The organism is Streptomyces sp. NPDC046465 (assembly GCF_040646035.1).
Classification (GTDB): domain Bacteria; phylum Actinomycetota; class Actinomycetes; order Streptomycetales; family Streptomycetaceae; genus Streptomyces.
In genome coordinates this window covers 219,015-235,521 of sequence record NZ_JBEYZK010000016.1, presented here as the reverse complement: position 1 = coordinate 235,521, position 16,507 = coordinate 219,015, and the positions used below count along the sequence as shown (strand labels likewise).

The following is a 16,507-nucleotide window of genomic DNA, read 5'->3' as shown; positions in this document are numbered from 1 at the left end:
CGGCCAGCATCAGGCGCGTGCGGCGGTACGCGACGAGAGGGAGTGCGATGGACAGGGGCGCGGCGCGGGTGGAGCAGAAGACCGGGGCCGGGGTGTGGCTGCGCCGGTACCACGAGGCCGCGGCGGCGCCGGTGCGGCTGGTCTGCTTTCCGTTCGCGGGTGGTTCGGCGAGCTACTTCTTCGGTCTTTCCGGGCTGCTCGCACCGGGCATCGAGGTCCTGTCCGTGCAGTATCCGGGGCGGCAGGACCGGCATACGGAACCGTGCCTCGAATCGGTGGCCGCTCTCGCCGACGGCGTGGTGCCCCAACTGCCGTGCGACGGGAAGCCGTTCGCCCTGTTCGGGCACAGCTTGGGCGCCATCGTGGCGTTCGAGGTGGCGCGGCGGCTGCGGGGGTCTGGCGCGTACGGGGCCTTCGGGTCCGGGCCTGCCGGTGCACTTGTTCGCCTCCGGGGGCATCGCGCGGCCCTACCGGCCCGTGGGCGGGGCGAAGGCGCTCGGGGACGCGGACATCCTGGCTCATCTGCGGGCGATGGGCGGCACGGACGAGCGGTTCTTCGCCAGCCCGGAGCTGCAGGAGATGATCCTGCCCGCGCTGCGGGCCGACTACCGGGCCGTGGGGAGTTACGAGGCGCCGGGACCGGAGCGGCTGGACTGCCCGGTCACGGCGCTGATCGGTGACGCCGACGAGCGGACCACTCCCGAGGAGGCCGCTTCCTGGCGGGAGCGGACCACGGCGGGGTTCGATCTGCGGGTGCTGCCCGGCGGCCACTTCTATCTCGACGGCTGCCTGGAGCGGGTGGCGGCCGTCGTCACCGCCGCGCTGGCGGGAGCGTCCGGCGTCTGAAGCGGGCGGACATACCCCTGGCGTGCTCCGCCGAGGGAAGTCGGAGCACGCCAGGCTGGACCGGGCGCGGCAGCCGGGGGGACGGTGGCCGCGCGCGGTCGTCTCTCCCCCTGTGGTCTCAGGGCCGCAGGTCTTCCAGGCAGTGGAGCGCCTCGTCCAGTGTGGTCGCGAAGTCCATCTCCGGGTCGTTCGCCCAGTCCATGGAGATCTGCAGCATCACTCCGAACACGGCACCGGTGTAGGCGCGCACCGCGGGGTCCCGCGGGTCGCGGCCGGACCGCTTGGCGACCTGTTCGCCCATGAGTTCCATGGTCTGGCCGATGTTGCCCAGGCTGGCGCCCCAGAGCTCCGGTTCGGAGAGGATCAGGGCGAACCGCTCGCGCTGCAGGGCCAGTTCCTGCGCGGGGATGTCCCGCAACATCGATCTGATGGTCTGCCGCTCGGCCTGGATCGGCGTCAGGTCGGGCGACTGGGCCTGGAACATCATGGCGAACGGCAGATCGTAGTCGTGAGAGAAGACCAGGTCCTGCTTGGTCGCGAAGTAGCGGAAGACGGTGCTGGGGGCGACCTCGGCGGCTTCGGCGATCTGCTCGATGGTCGTGGCGGAGTAGCCCTGTTCCCTGAACAAGCGCACCGCCTCCCGCTGGATCGCGGCCTTCGTTCTGGCCTTCTTGCGTTCTCTCAGTCCAGGCACGGTTTTGCCCTGGTCAGACTGCGTCTGCGGCTTCATGCTCAGATTCTGCTGTCTTGGCGGTGCTCTGACCAACATGGCGGGGCAGCCACACCACGGCGAGGAGCACACCGAGCAGGCCGAGGGCGCCGGACACCACGAGGACGACGTCCAGGGCGTGGACGTATGCCGCGCGCACCGAGTCGCCGAGTGTGGAGGACTTCAGTGCCCGCGCGACCGCGAGGCCGCCGAAGACCGAGTCCTTGGCCGCGTCGTGTGCCTGTGCGGGCACTCCGTCGAGTTCGAGCTTGCCGCGGTAGCCGGAGTTGAGGACGGAGCCGAGGATGGCCGCGCCGAAGCTGCCGCCGAGCGTACGGATCGACTGGTTGACGCCGGATCCGACGCCCGCGGTGTCCTCGGACAGTGCGCCGAGCGCCGCGTCCATGGCGGTGGGAAGGGCGATGCCGAGGCCGAGTCCGTACACCGCGGTCCATGCGGCGGCCAGGCCGGTGCCGCTGCCGGTGGCGGTGGTGGCGCCGTAGAACAAGGCGGCGGACAGGAGCGCGAAGCCCAGGCCGACCGAGGTCTTCGGGCCGAGCCCCTTGGCGACCTTGTTGGCGACCGTCACGCCCACGAGCAGCCCGCCGACCATCGGCAGGAGCCGGAAGCCGCTGCCCATCGCGTCGGTGCCGAGGACCGCTTGGTAGTACTGCGGCATGGTGAACAGCACGCCGAACATGGTGAAGTTGATCACCGTGCCGAGCATGGTGCCGGAGGTGAACCGGGCCGAGCGGAACAGCGAGAGGTCGACCAGCGGGTCGGCCACCCTCTTCTCCCAGAACACGAAGATCACGATGGCGAGGATGCCGCCGAGGGTCGGCACGAGGGTGGTGACGTCCGTCCAGCCCTTCTCGCCGCCCTGGATCACGCCGTACGTCATCGCGGCGAGGCCCACGCTGGAGAACACCAGGCCGCCCACGTCGAACGGCTTGGCCTCCTTGGCCTTGGACTCGGGCAGCCAGGCGGAGACCGCGAAGAAGGCGAGGATCACCACCGGCACGTTGATCAGGAAGACCGAGCCCCACCAGAAGTGGTTGAGCAGGTAGCCGCCCAGGATCGGGCCGAGCGGATAGGCCAGCATGGCCGCACCCGCCACCGCGCCGATCGCCTTGGGCCGCTCCTCGTCGGAGAACATGACCGGCAGGAGCGAGAGCGTGGTCGGCATGATCAGCGCGGCTCCCAGGCCGAGCACCGCACGCGCGCCGATGAACGTCCCGGACGCCGTGGAGTAGGCACAGGCCACCGAGGCGATGCCGAAGATCACCAGGGCGGCGAGCAGGACCTTCTTGCGCCCGAACCGGTCACCGAGCATGCCCGCGGGGATCATTCCGGCCGCGAACACCAGCGTGTACGAGGTCACGAACCACTGCAGCTCGACGTTGTTCGCGCCCAGGTCGTCGGCCATGGCCGGCAGCGCCAGGCTCAGGATCGTCACATCGAAGCCCACGACCATTGACGCGAGCACGAGAGCCCCGACGGCCCACCACCGCCGCGCACCCAGATCTGCTGACACGAGAGTCGACCTCCTAAAGAGAGCTCAATACCTAGTCGGAGCCTACTCTCATTTTTTTCGGTCGGGTGCCACCCTCTCCGTATGCAAGGCGTTAAGGCCCACCGTTGAGGCCCCCCACTAGGGGTGGGCGGCAGACGGCCATAGGGGCTGTTGAGGGGCGGGGGTGGGGTTGTGACGCCCCGGACCGCGCCGTGACGCTGAGGCCGTGACGAAGAACGCGACGACCAAGAAGCCCCCGACGGTGAACAAGACCGTCGCCCCCGAGCCCAGCGACATCGGCCACTACTACGACCACAAGGTCTTCGACCTGATGACCCAGCTCGGAGACGGCAATCTGCACTACGGCTACTGGTTCGACAGCGGCGCGCAGGACGCCACGTTCGACCAGGCCATGGTGCAGATGACGGACGAGATGATCCGCCGCCTCGACCCCGGCCCCGGCCACCGCGTCCTCGACATCGGCTGCGGCAACGGCACCCCGGCGATGCATCTGGCCCGCGCCCGCGACGTCGAGGTGGTCGGCATCTCCGTCAGCGCCCGCCAGGTCGAGCGCGGCAACCGCCGGGCACAGGAGGCCGGGCTCGCCGACCGGGTCCGTTTCGAGCAGGTCGACGCCATGAACCTGCCGTTCGACGACGGATCCTTCGACCACTGCTGGGCCCTTGAGTCCATGCTCCACATGCCCGACAAGCAGCAGGTCCTCACCGAGGCCCTGCGCGTGGTGAAGCCCGGCGCGCGGATGCCCATCGCCGACATGGTCTACCTCAACCCCGACCCCGACAAGCCGCGGACCGCCACCGTCAGCGACACCACCATCTACGCCGCGCTCACCGACATCGGGGAGTACCCCGGCATCTTCCGCGCGGCCGGCTGGACGGTCCTGGAGCTGACCGACATCACCCGCGAGACCGCCAAGACGTACGACGGATACGTCGAGTGGATCCGCGCCCACCGGGACGAGTACGTCGACATCATCGGCGTCGAGGGGTACGAGCTCTTCCTGCACAACCAGGCGGCCCTCGGCACGATGCCCGAACTCGGGTACATCTTCGCCACCGCGCAGCGCCCCTGACCCGCCCCGCTCCCACCCCGAGGGCCCGCCTGTGAAGAAGCTCCGCGTCCCCGTGTCGACGACCGTCTCCCTCAACGTGCGGCACCGGCAGGCAGCCGGTCCGCACACCGAGGGCCGCCCGTTCCTGCTGCTGCACGGCATGCTCTCGAACGCCCGCATGTGGGACGAGGTCGCCGAGCGCCTCGCCGCCGCAGGACATCCGGTCTACGCGGTCGACCACCGCGGCCACGGCGACTCGGACGCGCCGCGGGACGGATACGAGAACGCGGCCGTCGTCACGGACCTGGTCGAGGCGGTCTCCGCCCTCGGCCTGTCCGGCGCCCTGGTGGCCGGCCACTCCTGGGGCGCGCACCTCGCATTGCGCCTCGCGGCCGAGCGGCCCGGCCTCGTCGCCGGTCTCGTCCTGATCGACGGCGGCTGGTACGAGTTCGACGGTCCGGTGATGCGCGCCTTCTGGGAACGCACCGCGGAAGTGGTCCGACGCGCGCAGGAGGGCACCACGAGCGCCGCCGACATGCGCGCCTATCTGGTGGCCACGCACCCCGACTGGTCGCCCGCCTCCATCGAGGCGCGCCTCGCGGACTACCGCGTCGGTCCTGACGGGATGCTCGTCCCCCGCCTCACCGCGGAGCAGGTGATGTCGATCGTCGAGAGCCTGCAGCGGGAGGCCCCCGCCGACTGGTACCCAAGGATCACCGTGCCGGTCCGGCTGCTGCCCATCATTCCGGCCGTCCCCCAGCTCGCCGACCAGGTACGTGCCTGGGTCGCCGCCGCCGAGGAGGCGCTCGAGCAGGTGGCGGTGCGCTGGTACCCCGGCTCCGACCACGATCTGCACGCCGGTGCGCCCGACGAGATCGCCGCCGACCTCCTCCTCCTTGCCCGAGAGTGCCGCGTCCCTGCGGCAAGGCAGGGGTTAGACCCGCTTAAGCAGCCGCGGCGACCCTGACAACCACAGTGCGCGGCTCACGCCTGCCCACGCAACGCAGTCCCGCCTGAGGCCTCACGTGCGAGAACAGGAAGGCTGACCATTCCCGTGGCTCATCCCGTGGCGAATCCCGTGGCCAACGAAGAGAAGCTCGTCGAATACCTCAAGTGGACGACCGCCGAGCTACACCGGACGCAGCAGCGGCTGCGCGAGGTCGAGGCCGCGCGGCACGAGCCGATCGCCGTCGTGTCCATGGCCTGTCGGCTGCCCGGCGGGACCCGCACCCCCGACGACCTGTGGGGCCTGGTCTCCGAGGGCCGCGACGCCGTCACCGGTTTCCCCGACGACCGCGCCTGGGAGCTGCCCGAGGAACCCCCGTACGCGGAACTCGGCGGCTTCCTGGACGACGCGGCCGGTTTCGACGCGGGCTTCTTCGGGATCGGCGCGACCGAGGCCGTGGCCACCGAACCGCTGCAGCGCCTCATGCTGCACGTCGCCTGGGAGACCGTCGAACGCGGCCGCATCGCCCCGCACACCCTGCGCTCCACCCTCACCGGCGTCTACGTCGGTGCCACCGGGCACGACTACGCGACCCGCCTGGAGACCGCGCCCGACGAGCTGCTGCCCTACCTCGGCGGCGGCACCTCCGGCAGTCTCGTCTCCGGCCGCATCGCCTACGCCCTGGGCCTCGAAGGGCCCGCCATCAGCGTGGACACGGCCTGCTCGTCCTCACTGGTCGCCCTGCACCTGGCCTGTCAGGCGCTGCGCCGCGGTGAGTGCCGACTCGCCCTCGCCGGTGGCGGCACCGTCATGTCGACGCCGCACACGTTCCACGCGTTCGCCCACCAGAAATCCCTGGCGGCGGACGGGCGTTGCAAGCCGTTCGCCGCGGCGGCGGACGGCATGGGCCTGGGCGAAGGCGTCGGTCTCGTCCTCCTGGAACGGCTCAGCGACGCGCGGCGGAACGACCACCCGGTGCTCGCCGTCATCCGTGGCTCCGCGGTGAACCAGGACGGTGCCGGCTACGGCCTCGCCGCCCCCAACGGCCCGTCGCAGCAGCACGTGATCCGCGCCGCCCTCGCCGACGCCGGGCTCGTCCCTGACCAGGTCGACGCCGTCGAGGCGCACGGGACGGGCACGCCCATCGGTGACGCCATCGAGATCCAGGCCCTCCTCGCCACCTACGGCGCGGGGCGGCCCGCCGACCGGCCCCTGTGGCTGGGCTCCGTGAAGTCCAACACGGGCCACACCCAGGGCGCCGCCGGTACCGCCGCGCTCATCAAGATGGTCCAGGCCCTCCGGCACGGCTCGCTGCCCCCGACGCTCCACGTCGACCGGCCCACCCCGCTCGCGACCTGGAAGAAGGGCGGGGTCCAGCTGCTCACGGAGGCGGTCGCGTGGCCCCGCCGCGAGGAGCCCCGCCGGGTCGGCATCTCCGCGTTCGCCACGTCCGGTACGAACGCCCACCTCATCCTGGAGGAGCCGCCCGCCCTCGACACCGCCGACGCCGCACCGGCCGACGCCGCACCGGCCGAGACGGTGACCGGATCACCGGTGGTGGCCTGGACCCTGTCGGCGCGGACCCCCGAAGCCCTCCGGGCGCAGGCGGAGGCGCTCGTCACCCACCTGACGGCGGCTGCCGACCCCACGCCGCCGGCCGCCGACATCGCCTACGCCCTCGCCGCCACCCGTAGCCCTCTGGAACACCGCGCCGTCCTCACCGGCGGGGACCACGCCGAACTGCTCGCGGCCACCCGCGCGTTGGCGGCGGACGAGGACCACCCCGCCCTGGTGCGGAGCACCCCCGACGACAGTTCCGTCGGCCCCGGGAAGATCGTCTGGCACTTCGACGGCGGTCCTTCGGCGGACGCGGCGCCGGGCGGCGAGCTGTACGCGGCCTTCCCCCTGTTCGCGACCGTCTTCGACGAAGCCTGCGGCCTCCTCGGCACGCGGTCGGGCGCCCCGCTCTCCGCCGGGCTCCTGCGCTTCGCGGACCACTGCGCGTACGCCCGGCTGCTCCTCGAAGCCGGGGTCCACCCGCACACCCTCACCGGGGACGGCGTCGGCCACATCGCCGCCGCGTACGCCGCCGGGATCCTGGACCTCGACGACGCCTGCCGACTGGCCGCCGCCCACGCCGCGGTCACGGCGGACGGCGCGCTACCGCCCACGCCCGACGCCTACGAGCCCGTCCTGAAGCAACTGACGTTCCGCTCCCCCACGCTCACCCTCACGAGCACGGCTCCGGCGGACACGCCCCGCACGTCGCCCGCCTACTGGCACCATCACCTCACCGCGCCCCCCACCGCCGCACCGCCCGCCCCCGACGCCCTCTCCCCCGGCACGCCCACCGTGCACGGCCTGCTTGCCGCGCTCGCGCGGCACCACACCACGGGCGGCACCGTCGACTGGACCCCGCTCACCCGGCGCACCGCGCGCCCCCGGCCCGTCGACCTCCCGACGTACCCCTTCCAGGCCACGCGCCACTGGCTGCACGACCACACCACGCACCCCTCGGTGTGACACGCCGACAACCCACTCACACAGGAGCATTCATGACCAGCACCGGCAACACCCCCGGCCAGGACGCCACCGAGCTGGAGAAGCAGCTCGCCACGGCCACCCCCGAGGAGCGCGAGCGACTGCTCACCGACACGATCCGCACCCAGGCCGGCACGCTGCTCAACACGGCCCTCGGCGACGACAGCAACTTCCTCGAGAACGGCCTCAACTCCCTCACCGCCCTCGAACTCACCAAGACCCTGATGACGCTGACCGGCATGGAGATCGCGATGGTGGCCATCGTCGAGAACCCCACGCCCGGCCAACTGGCCCGGCACCTCGGCCAGGAGCTGGCCCACACCACGGCGTGACACGGCGGAAAAGGCGCCCCGGGTCCGTACCCGCCGGGCGCCTTCCCTGCTCGTGTCAGCCGAGCGGATTCCTCACACTCCGAGCACCCTGATGGCCGGGTGCCGCACGGTGTTCAGGTACAGCTTCTCCTTGGTGTCCTCCTGCTCCAGCTCCAGGATGAGCCGGTAGCGGTAGAGGCCCGGCTTGGCGGTGCTCAGCACGGTGCCTGCCCAGTAGTAGTAGACCGGTGTGTACTTGTCGCGCATGCGGTCCGGCGCCCCGTAGATCTTCAGCTCGGTGAAGATCTTCCGTTCGGCCACGTCTTCCTCGTCGCCGAGTTCGGTGTCGAGGAAGACAATGCTGTTGATCTTCGGCATGGGCGGCCAGGTGCCGTCGATCCGCTTGTCCATGTCGATCGGCCGCACGATCCAGTTCAGTACCTGGCCCTGCTTGCAGACGGTCTCCAGACGGTTGGTGCCCTGGCCGGGACCGCCGATGCTGTTGTCCATCATGTACATCGCGTCGTTGAGCGACCCGGTCTGCGCGGCCCGCTCCATGTTGACCAGTGTGACGATGTTGAGCTGCACCGAGTTGAGCTGGCCGGGGTTCTGCTTCTGCTCGAAGCTGTCGGCGGCGGTGCCGCCGGACGTGCCGGTGTGGGTGGCGGTGTGGGTGGCGGTGGGCGTGCTGATGGTCATCGCTCCTCCTGCTCTAACCGACGAGGCTCGGGGACAGCGTGCTGGTGATCGGCTCGTCCCTCGACCCGAGCCTGAACTTGATCTGGTAGGGGACGTCCTGGACACCGTCGGCCTTCACCGTCCCGATCCAGTACGCGACGTCGGTGCCGGGATACACCTTGCGCACCGGCTCGCAGACGGACGGGTCGATGAGGATGCCGTCGATCGCCGCGTACGCCTCGCACTCCAGGGCGAGGACGGACCACAGGAGCTGGTCGCCGCGCCGGACCCGGGTGCGCAGTTCCTCGGTGCCAAGACCGGTGGATCCCCCGGCCTTGTTGGTGTCGTACAGGTACAGGTTCCCGTGCACGCTGCCGGTCGCCAGGGCGCCGACGCAGTCCACTACCGCGGTGATCGAGATCGGCCGCTTGCCGGGGCCGTTCTCCCGCTTCGGCTTGATGGGCATCTGCCGCTCCTCGTCTAGACGTTGGGCGTCGGCTGCTGCTGGGATCCGGCGTACCCGGACGTCCCCTCCTGCTGGGTGGCGCCCTGCTGCTGGGGTCCCGCGGACCCCGGGGCGATCGGCAGCCACCCGAGTCCGGCCCCGGTGAAGCCGTTGCGCTTGGGTTCCGACGTGATCACGAGCTTGGACCGGCAGGTCAGGTTCACCGGTTCCCAGAGCGCCTCGCCGCTCTCCTGCACCAGCTTGTGGAGCTGCATGCGCATCGTGTACGCGTACGTTCCGGGCCTGGACGTGTCGACGGTCGCGGACCAGTACCAGCCGTCGGTGACGAGGTCCGGGGACCCGTACTCCGCGGGGTACATGATCTTCTCGTCGACCGCCTCGCCGTAGATGTCGGTGATCACGGGGCCGGGGTAGCTGTAGGCGGCCGAGGTGTCGGTGATCACCTGGCCCGTGACGTCGAGGACCTTCTGGCCGGAGAGCCGGCCGCGGGTGCGCCGGGTGGTCTTGACCCGGGTGCCCGTCGCCTTGCGGATCTGGTTGAGCTCGGCCGCGGGGTCGGAACCGACGGCACCGGCCTTGGCGGTGATCGCGTCCAGTGAGGCCAGTGCCTGCTCGTCGCTCTGCCGGGCCCGGTCGGACTGGTAGCTGCGCGGGACCGTCGGCGGGATGGAACCCAGGCTGTAGGGCAGCCAGTTGAGGACCTGCTCGGTCGCCTGTGAGCCGTCGCGCCAGTACGCGCCGTGGATGGCGGTCACCAGTTCGTCGGTGCCCTGCCCTTCCGAGCCGTGCAGCTTCATGTTGTCGAAGAGGTAGGTGTTGCCTTCCAGGTTGTTGGTCTCCAGCGCGTTGCCGATGTCCACGAGCACGATGATCGCTAGCTGTTGGGCCATGACTTCACCTCGTCGTCCTTGGTCGTCGCCGGTCCACTCGGGCGTGCGGGGCCGCTCATACGCGCAGCAGGGCGGGCGAGTCGACGTGCAGCACGCTGTTGTCGCCCTCGTACATCTGCAGTTCGAGGCGGTACTTGTAGGCCACGCCGGGGACCAGGAACGGCGGCACCATGCCAGCCCAGTGCTCCAGGTCGAGCTTCTCCCCCTCGTCGCCGTTCTCGCCGTTCGCGCTCTGCTTGCTGAGCGGCGAGGCGGCCCCGTCGGGGCCGAGGAAGGTGATGCCCTTGATCTCGACCGGCGTCTGCAGGTCGACCGCGAGAGCCGACCACTGGATCACCTGGCCGGACCTGACAAACGTGCACAGCTCGGGCGTGCCCTGCCCGGTGCTGGAGTAGTCGCCATTGTCCACCATGCAGAGGTTGCCGTTCTGCAGGGTGCTGCCCGACAGGGCCCCGATGACGTCGACCACGGCGATGATGTTTACCTGCGGTTTCAGTGCCACTGTTTCCTCCTGCGTCGTCTCCTGCGGTGTCGCTCGTTCCCCTTGGGAGGGCTAACCCCGGTCACGGACCAGCGGCACCTTGCCGAGATGGGTGCGCTCGATGTCCGGCGAGTGCCGGGGGACGAACGTGACCCGCAGGCCGTATCCGGTCTTCTCGATCGCGGCCGCGTTGGCCTCCCCCTGGTTGAAGAGCGAGAGGGAGCGCGGCAGGGCGTTGACGAACACCCGCCGCAGCCCGTAGGGGCCGAGCATCGTGTCCATGCGGTAAGTGAGGCCCTGCACATCGTCGACCGCGGCGTAGAGCGTGATCGTCTTCTCGTCGCGGTGGTTGACGAACTGGATCTCGTGCGCGACCTGGTCCAGGTCCACCACGCCGGCCGTCTGCAGCTCGTCGCGCAGGGCGCCGTAGGCGCGTACGGCGGAGTACTGGCTGTCGTTGAGGTGCAGGACGTCGCCGGTGCGGCCGGCGAACTCGAACTGCTGGGCCTTCAGGGCCGGTTGGTCGAGCCGGGGCCTGCGGATCATCCGGTCCCCCAGTTTCAGCCGCAGCAGCGGCGCCTCGTGCGCGTGCAGCCGGGTGACGACCAGCTCTCCCTCCTCGCCCTCGGCGACCCAGCGGCCGTTCTCGTCGACGATCTCGACGAGGTGCAGGCCCGGCACGGCGGTCAGCTCGGGGGATTCCTCCGTCAGCTGCAGCCCGATGGTCTCCGCCTGGGTGGCGGCGAAGTAGCTCAGGATCGCGAGGTTCGGGTAGAGCGCCTTGAGTTCGACCCGCTTGCGCTGGGGCAGGACGCCGCTGCCGTAGAGGGCGAGCCGGAAGCTCTCCCGGGAGCGCTGGTTCATGTTCGCGCCGAGCTCGGCGAGGATCGCGATGCCCGCCGAGATGCCCATCAGCGCCTTCGGGCCCCGGTAGGAGAAGATGTGCTCCAGGACGGGCGCGGTGACGGGCCCCGCACCGATGTAGTTGACGCCCGGCACGCTCTGCAGCACACCTCCCACCATCGTGCCGCTGCTCCACATCTGGTAGTCGGCGAGGGTGGTGAGCAGCCACTTGGGATCTGTTCCCGTGAGATACCTGCTGAGCTGATGGTCGCCCATGAACCGGCCGGCGAGCGCGTAGGTGTCGCGCAACTCCCGGAGCGAGTAGACGACTTCGAGAGGGCTGCCGCTGCTGGTGCCCCCACTGGCCACGACCTCGAAGCCGCCCTGGTCGTGCGGCACCACCACGCCGGAGCGCGCGCCCATGAAGAAGTCGCGCTGGGTCTCCTTGTCGGAGAGCGGGATGCGCTGCCAGGCCTCGTACGAGTCGGGGGCGCGGACGACCCCGGCGGCCTCCAGTCGCTCGCGCCACAGCGAATTGAGCATGACGGTGTGGAACATCTGCTGGAGGCGGCGCAGCACCAGCGCGTCCTGGAGCTCGTGGGTGACCGCCGCGTACGGCGTCCCGCAGACCCGTTCGCACTCCTGCAGCTTGCTCGCGAACGAGGGAAGCAGGGGGACTTCGTCGACGGACTTCGGAATGAGTTCCCACTCGGGAATGAGCCAGTTGACCAGTTCCTGGGTGCCGCCGGGCGGTGCCATGGTGACCTGCGGGGTTATCACTGGGGCTGGCCTGCCTTCCGTATCTCGTCGAGGAGCATCTGAAAGTGTCCGGCATTGATGTGATGGTTCATCATGACCACGCGCAGGGCGGCGGATCCGTCGACGTCGACCTTGGAGATGAAGAAGTTTCCTTGGCTTTTGATCCGGTTCCGGATGTCCAGCTGGAGTTGATGGATGTCGGCGTCACCGAACCCTTCCGGCCGATATCGGAAGCAGAGGATGTTTGCCTCCGGGTGGTGCAGTGTCTCGAAGTCGTTCTCTTTCTCCAGAATGGCGTGGGCCTCCTGGGTCAGCGCACACAGGTACTCGATCTTCTCGGCGAAAAGGCCCTTTCCATAGATGGCCCAGAGCGCCCAGAGCGGCATGATCATCGGGCGCTTGGTGCACTCGAAGTTCTTGTCACCGCTGTCGAACGCGGTGTAGATGTCCTGCCGTTCATCGAACACGTAGCTGGCGGTCTGCCGGAACGCGCCGCGGCTGTCCTCACGGTTGCGGTAGAAGAGCAGGGTGCACGGCGCGGGCACGAACATCATCTTGTGCGCGTCCCAGGTGAGGGAGTCCGCACGCTCGATCCCGCTGAGCTTGTGGCGCAGCTTGTCCGAGACCAGCAGGCTCGCGCCGTGCGCGCCGTCCACGTGGAACCAGAGTCCGCGCTCGCGGGCGACGTCGGCGAGCCGGTCGAGCGGGTCGAAGGCGCCCACGGCGGTGGTGCCGGCCGAGGCCACCAGGCAGAAGACGGTCAGGCCCTGTTCCTCGGCGGCGTCCAGGGCCGGCCGCGCCAGGGCCGCGTCGATCCGCTGCCGGTCGTCGAGCGGGAGGCGCACGATGCGGTCCTCCCCGACGCCCATGACTCCGGCCGCTCTCGCGACGCTGTAGTGCACGTCCGCGCCGACCGCGATGGCGGGTCTGACCTGCTCCCCGAGCGCCGAGTTGCCGCGGGCCCAGAAGCCGGGGAACGCCCGGTTGCGGGCCGCGAGGAGAGCGGTCAGGTTGGCCAGCGAGCCACCTGAGGTGGTCACCATGGCGAAGCGCTCCGGGTCCCAGCCGATGAACCGGTTGAACTCGTCGGCCATGATCCGCTCGGCGACGTTGGGCAGTTGCCCGGCCTCGTAGAACGACGAGGGCTGGTTGACGACCGAGCTGACGAAGTCGATGACCCCCGAGAGCGGGACGACGCCCGAGAACTGCCGCCCCATGTACCCGGGCGAGTGGACCTGGATGCCGGTGCGGATGTACAGGTCGACGATGGCCGCGAGCTGCTCCTCGTCGAACGCGGTGGGCCGGTCCCGGTCCGAGGTCATCAGCGACCTGGCCGCCTCGGTCAGCACCGCGGGGTCGGTGAGTTCCAGGCCGCGGATCGAGAGGTCGGCCAGGTGTTTCTCCAGCCTGGACAGTACCGTTTCGGCATTGTTTCGGAACCGCTGTGTCTCGAACGCCTCGAACAATAAGTCGCTCTGGAGCGATTCCGTCATGGAGGTCTCCTTCCAGATGTTCTCGTCCGGCCCGCAGTTGAATTCGGGCACGTCAAAGAATGCAATGAGCGGAGGGGCCTGGTGCGGAGAACCACGGTAGGTCCTGACGTGCCGGGGGTGGAGTATTCATCGACGCCATGTCCGAAATTGGGCAAAACCATCGGGTAACTTCGGAGAACCCCTCGCCACACGGGCATTCACGCGCATCAATGGTGACGAAGCGCCGCGCAGAGAATTCTCGCCAACCCGCCCGCCGGGTGGTTTGGTGCCCGTACCGGAGAAATAGTCCTGGTAGCCCCGGCGGTATGCCGGGCCGTACAGCCATGTGCGTGAGGCATATCCCGCCACGGTCCCGGGCGGGGTACCGGGGGAACTACGTCGCGCGGCTCTTTCGCCGTGGCGCCCATCAGTTCGAAATGCCGTTCCGGCCATGAGCGGTAAGCGCCCGGCACCTCACACAGCGCCGCTCCGGAGGCAGAAGCCTCCGGAGCGGCGGATGGGGCCTGATGGGCCAGGGGTCAGGTGTCGCTGCCGAGCTGTCCCGCGTCGGTGGCGGCCGCGAAGTCCGGGCGCCCCAGGGAGGACTTGGTACGGACCGCCGAGACCCACTCCTCGGTGGTGGACACCACCGCGAAGAACGACTGCATCACCACGAGGATCGCGTGGTGCACCTCGGCGGCGGACATCGTTCCGGCCCGGTTGGACAAGGCGATCGTCCCGGTCGCGTCGGAGAGCATCTCGACCGAATATCCCCGGTGCACGGCGGCACGGGTGGTGGATTCGTCGCACGTCTGCGTCATGTAGCCGACGATCGTGAGGGTGTCGACGCCCTGCCGTGTCAGCCACTCGCCGAGGTCCGTACCGGCGAAGGAGGAGGGCAGGGTCTTCTCCACGAGGTGGTCGCGGTGCCGCGAGGCGACCACCTCGTGCAGGGCGAAGCCGTGGCTGCCGCGGCCGAAGAGAGGAGCGCCGGCGGGGGCGGCATGCTGGACTACCACCACCGGAACTCCTTCCCGGGTGGCGGCGTCCATGGCGGCACCGATGTTGGCGAGGCTGACGGCCCGGTCCGGATAGCTGATCGGCAGTCCGCCGGTGACGTACTCGTTCTGTACGTCGATGACCACGAGGGCACGCTTCATGACGGTTCTTCCCCTCTACCTGGGTGGATGGGTGGCTGTGCACGTCGCTGCTCCGGCCGGGTCGGCGGCTGCCGCACACGGGGCCGGAGGCGGATGAAGGGGTGCGTCAACCGACGCTAGCACCGGGTCCCCGCACTCGACGGCGGGTCGGCCGACGGCCGCGTACGATCCGGCCAGCACCTGGGCTCCCTCTCGAACCCCCTTTGCAGAACGGCCTGTTGAGGTGCATCGACGCCCACGTACGGACCGGGCGCCACGTATGGTTTGACCCCGAACGATAGACTCGGGGCTCGTGCCCCGCAGGGAGTGAAGGAGAGGGTGCCCGTGCCCGGTCAGCGGTCCATCACCGAAGCGGAGAAGCTGGCGCGGGCGAGGCTCGACGGTGCGCCGATCCACCACGACCAGATGGCCATGGTCGCCAACATCTACCGGGCGGCCTCCACCGTCCGCCAGCACCTGGAGAACTCCGTCCTTCGCGGCTGCGATCTGACCTGGACCGGGTTCGTCGTGCTGTGGGTGGTGTGGGTCTGGGGCGAGTCGGAGACCCGCCACGTGGCGGAGGAGGCCGGGATCTCCAAGGGCACCCTGACCGGGGTGGTGCGGACCCTGGAGGCCCGGGGTCTCGTACGGCGGGCCGGACACCCGGAGGACGGCAGGCTCGTGCTGCTTGCCCTCACCGACGCGGGCACGGAGCTGATGCGGGACCTGTTCCCCCGGTTCAACGAGGAGGAGGCGTTCGTCTCCCGGCGGCTCGGCGACGCGGAGTGCCGCCGCGTCGCCGACGGTCTGCGGCAGGTCGTCCTCCAGGTGGAGGAGCACGGCGCGGAGCGGCGCCTCACCCTGCTCGACGGCGCAGAACCGGCGCCCCGGCGCAGCGGACGGCGGCCCCGGGCATAGGGCCTTTCGTCCGGATCGGGCCGTCACCGGTCTCACCAGCGCTGTCGCGCCGCGTGGACCAGCGCGTTGAACAAGGCCTGCTGCACGGGGTCCTGTTGGACCGTGTCCTCCGGGTGCCACTGCACTCCCGTGAACCACCCGTGTCTGTTGGGGAGTTCGAAGGCTTCGCGGGTCCCGTCGGACGCCTTGGCGGTGACCGAGAGGCCCGCGCCCAGGCGGTCGACCCGGTGATGGTGGTAGCACGACGCCGTCACCGTCGAGGTGCCCGTGATCGCGTGCAGTGAGGTGCCCCGCTGTATGTCGACCTGGTGGACGAGGTTGCGGTGCTCGCGCCGCCAGCCCGCCAAGTGCTGCTGCAGGGTGCCGCCGAGGGCGACGTTGACGACCTGCACCCCTCGGCAGATGGCGAGGAGCGGCAGCCCGGCGCGCAGGACCTGCTGGGCGACCGCCAGGTCGAAGCCGTCCTGTTCGGCGTCTACGTCGTAGACGCTGCCGTGCACGGGCCGCACGCCGTACCGGCTGGGGGAAAGGTCGCCGCCGCCGGGCAGCAGGACGCCGTCGAATCTGGCGAGGCGAGCGGCCACGAGCATCGGGTCGGCGCTGCCGTCGGGAGCGTGCGGATGGATGGTCGCGGGCTCGCCGCCGGCCCGCCAGACGGCCTCGACCAGCGTACGGGCGTTGACTTCGGCGCCGTAGCGCAGAGCGGACGTGGAGACGGAGAAGCGTGCGGGGATGGCGATCAGGGGTCGTGCGGGGCGGTTCACAACGGGGTTCCTCAGGGGGGTGGTCGCGGATGTGCCGGGGTGGTGCGGAGGTGCCGCTCCCGTGGGGAGGTGCCGCTCCGGTGGGGGGATGCTGGTGCGGTGGGGGGATGCTGGTGCGGTGCGGTGGTGCCGGTGCGGTGCGGTGGTGCCGGTGCGGTG

The 16,507-nt window shown here is 70.0% G+C and carries 16 protein-coding genes and 1 pseudogene; 7 read left to right on the top strand and 10 right to left on the bottom strand.

From position 1 onward, the window contains the following. Nucleotides 1-47: 47 nt before the first annotated feature. Nucleotides 48-533: pseudogene (locus tag ABZ953_RS25620) on the top strand (alpha/beta fold hydrolase); the annotation flags it as partial. Then, on the top strand, nt 433-846 hold the full coding sequence (locus ABZ953_RS25615; protein ID WP_361727727.1) for a thioesterase domain-containing protein: 414 nt from the start codon (nt 433-435) through the stop codon (nt 844-846). The pseudogene ABZ953_RS25620 and the gene ABZ953_RS25615, both read left to right, overlap by 101 nt. 118 nt (nt 847-964) lie before the next feature. Here ABZ953_RS25615 and ABZ953_RS25610 read toward each other — a convergent pair whose 3' ends face one another. Beyond that, nucleotides 965-1,540, bottom strand: coding sequence for a TetR family transcriptional regulator (locus tag ABZ953_RS25610; protein ID WP_361727725.1), 576 nt, complete (start codon nt 1,538-1,540; stop codon nt 965-967). A gap of 13 nt (nt 1,541-1,553) precedes the next feature. Further along, on the bottom strand, nt 1,554-3,089 hold the full coding sequence (locus ABZ953_RS25605; RefSeq protein WP_361727724.1) for a DHA2 family efflux MFS transporter permease subunit: 1,536 nt from the start codon (nt 3,087-3,089) through the stop codon (nt 1,554-1,556). A 205-nt stretch (nt 3,090-3,294) separates the two neighbouring features. On the opposite strand from ABZ953_RS25605, the gene ABZ953_RS25600 reads away from it, so the two are divergent. From ABZ953_RS25600 to ABZ953_RS25585, 4 genes are all read left to right on the top strand, one after another. Further along, complete coding sequence (locus ABZ953_RS25600; protein ID WP_361727722.1) at nt 3,295-4,161, top strand: methyltransferase domain-containing protein; 867 nt, start codon at nt 3,295-3,297, stop codon at nt 4,159-4,161. A gap of 31 nt (nt 4,162-4,192) precedes the next feature. Then, on the top strand, nt 4,193-5,107 hold the full coding sequence (locus ABZ953_RS25595) for an alpha/beta hydrolase (protein WP_361727720.1): 915 nt from the start codon (nt 4,193-4,195) through the stop codon (nt 5,105-5,107). Between the two features lie 99 nt (nt 5,108-5,206). Continuing rightward, entirely contained in the window at nt 5,207-7,609 is a 2,403-nt protein-coding gene (locus ABZ953_RS25590; RefSeq protein WP_361727718.1) for a beta-ketoacyl synthase N-terminal-like domain-containing protein, read from the top strand. A gap of 32 nt (nt 7,610-7,641) precedes the next feature. Next, nucleotides 7,642-7,959, top strand: coding sequence for an acyl carrier protein (locus ABZ953_RS25585; protein ID WP_361727716.1), 318 nt, complete (start codon nt 7,642-7,644; stop codon nt 7,957-7,959). 72 nt (nt 7,960-8,031) lie between these two features. On the opposite strand, the gene ABZ953_RS25580 is transcribed toward ABZ953_RS25585, so the two are convergent. From ABZ953_RS25580 to ABZ953_RS25550, 7 genes are all read right to left on the bottom strand, one after another. Further along, nucleotides 8,032-8,637, bottom strand: coding sequence for a hypothetical protein (locus ABZ953_RS25580; RefSeq protein WP_361727715.1), 606 nt, complete (start codon nt 8,635-8,637; stop codon nt 8,032-8,034). 13 nt (nt 8,638-8,650) lie between these two features. Further along, nucleotides 8,651-9,082, bottom strand: coding sequence for a hypothetical protein (locus ABZ953_RS25575; RefSeq protein WP_361727713.1), 432 nt, complete (start codon nt 9,080-9,082; stop codon nt 8,651-8,653). Between the two features lie 14 nt (nt 9,083-9,096). Next, on the bottom strand, nt 9,097-9,972 hold the full coding sequence (locus ABZ953_RS25570; RefSeq protein ID WP_361727711.1) for a hypothetical protein: 876 nt from the start codon (nt 9,970-9,972) through the stop codon (nt 9,097-9,099). 55 nt (nt 9,973-10,027) lie between these two features. After that, nucleotides 10,028-10,474 (bottom strand): hypothetical protein, encoded by a 447-nt coding sequence (locus ABZ953_RS25565; protein ID WP_361727710.1) that lies wholly within the window; start codon nt 10,472-10,474, stop codon nt 10,028-10,030. A 51-nt stretch (nt 10,475-10,525) separates the two neighbouring features. Beyond that, a complete protein-coding gene (locus ABZ953_RS25560; protein ID WP_361727708.1) occupies nt 10,526-12,076 on the bottom strand; it encodes a hypothetical protein in 1,551 nt (516 codons plus the stop codon). Further along, nucleotides 12,073-13,548: a pyridoxal-dependent decarboxylase gene (locus ABZ953_RS25555; RefSeq protein ID WP_361727706.1), complete on the bottom strand. Its 1,476-nt coding sequence runs from the start codon at nt 13,546-13,548 to the stop codon at nt 12,073-12,075. The genes ABZ953_RS25560 and ABZ953_RS25555 overlap by 4 nt, the downstream gene beginning before the upstream one ends. 518 nt (nt 13,549-14,066) lie before the next feature. Next, complete coding sequence (locus ABZ953_RS25550; RefSeq protein ID WP_361727704.1) at nt 14,067-14,687, bottom strand: cysteine hydrolase family protein; 621 nt, start codon at nt 14,685-14,687, stop codon at nt 14,067-14,069. Nucleotides 14,688-15,011: 324 nt separating this feature from the next. On the opposite strand from ABZ953_RS25550, the gene ABZ953_RS25545 reads away from it, so the two are divergent. Continuing rightward, nucleotides 15,012-15,584, top strand: coding sequence for a MarR family transcriptional regulator (locus tag ABZ953_RS25545; protein ID WP_361727702.1), 573 nt, complete (start codon nt 15,012-15,014; stop codon nt 15,582-15,584). Nucleotides 15,585-15,616: 32 nt separating this feature from the next. Here the strand turns inward: ABZ953_RS25545 and ABZ953_RS25540 are convergent, their stop codons facing one another. Continuing rightward, on the bottom strand, nt 15,617-16,348 hold the full coding sequence (locus ABZ953_RS25540) for a gamma-glutamyl-gamma-aminobutyrate hydrolase family protein (protein WP_361727700.1): 732 nt from the start codon (nt 16,346-16,348) through the stop codon (nt 15,617-15,619). Nucleotides 16,349-16,507 lie beyond the last annotated feature (159 nt).

Bases quoted from the DNA above. Each gene is read 5' to 3' on its own strand.
- ABZ953_RS25585 (WP_361727716.1), top strand. From the start codon at position 7,642: ATGACCAGCACCGGCAACACCCCCGGCCAGGACGCCACCGAGCTGGAG.
- ABZ953_RS25580 (WP_361727715.1), bottom strand. From the start codon at position 8,637: ATGACCATCAGCACGCCCACCGCCACCCACACCGCCACCCACACCGGC.
- ABZ953_RS25575 (WP_361727713.1), bottom strand. From the start codon at position 9,082: ATGCCCATCAAGCCGAAGCGGGAGAACGGCCCCGGCAAGCGGCCGATC.
- ABZ953_RS25570 (WP_361727711.1), bottom strand. From the start codon at position 9,972: ATGGCCCAACAGCTAGCGATCATCGTGCTCGTGGACATCGGCAACGCG.
- ABZ953_RS25555 (WP_361727706.1), bottom strand. From the start codon at position 13,548: ATGACGGAATCGCTCCAGAGCGACTTATTGTTCGAGGCGTTCGAGACA.
- ABZ953_RS25550 (WP_361727704.1), bottom strand. From the start codon at position 14,687: ATGAAGCGTGCCCTCGTGGTCATCGACGTACAGAACGAGTACGTCACC.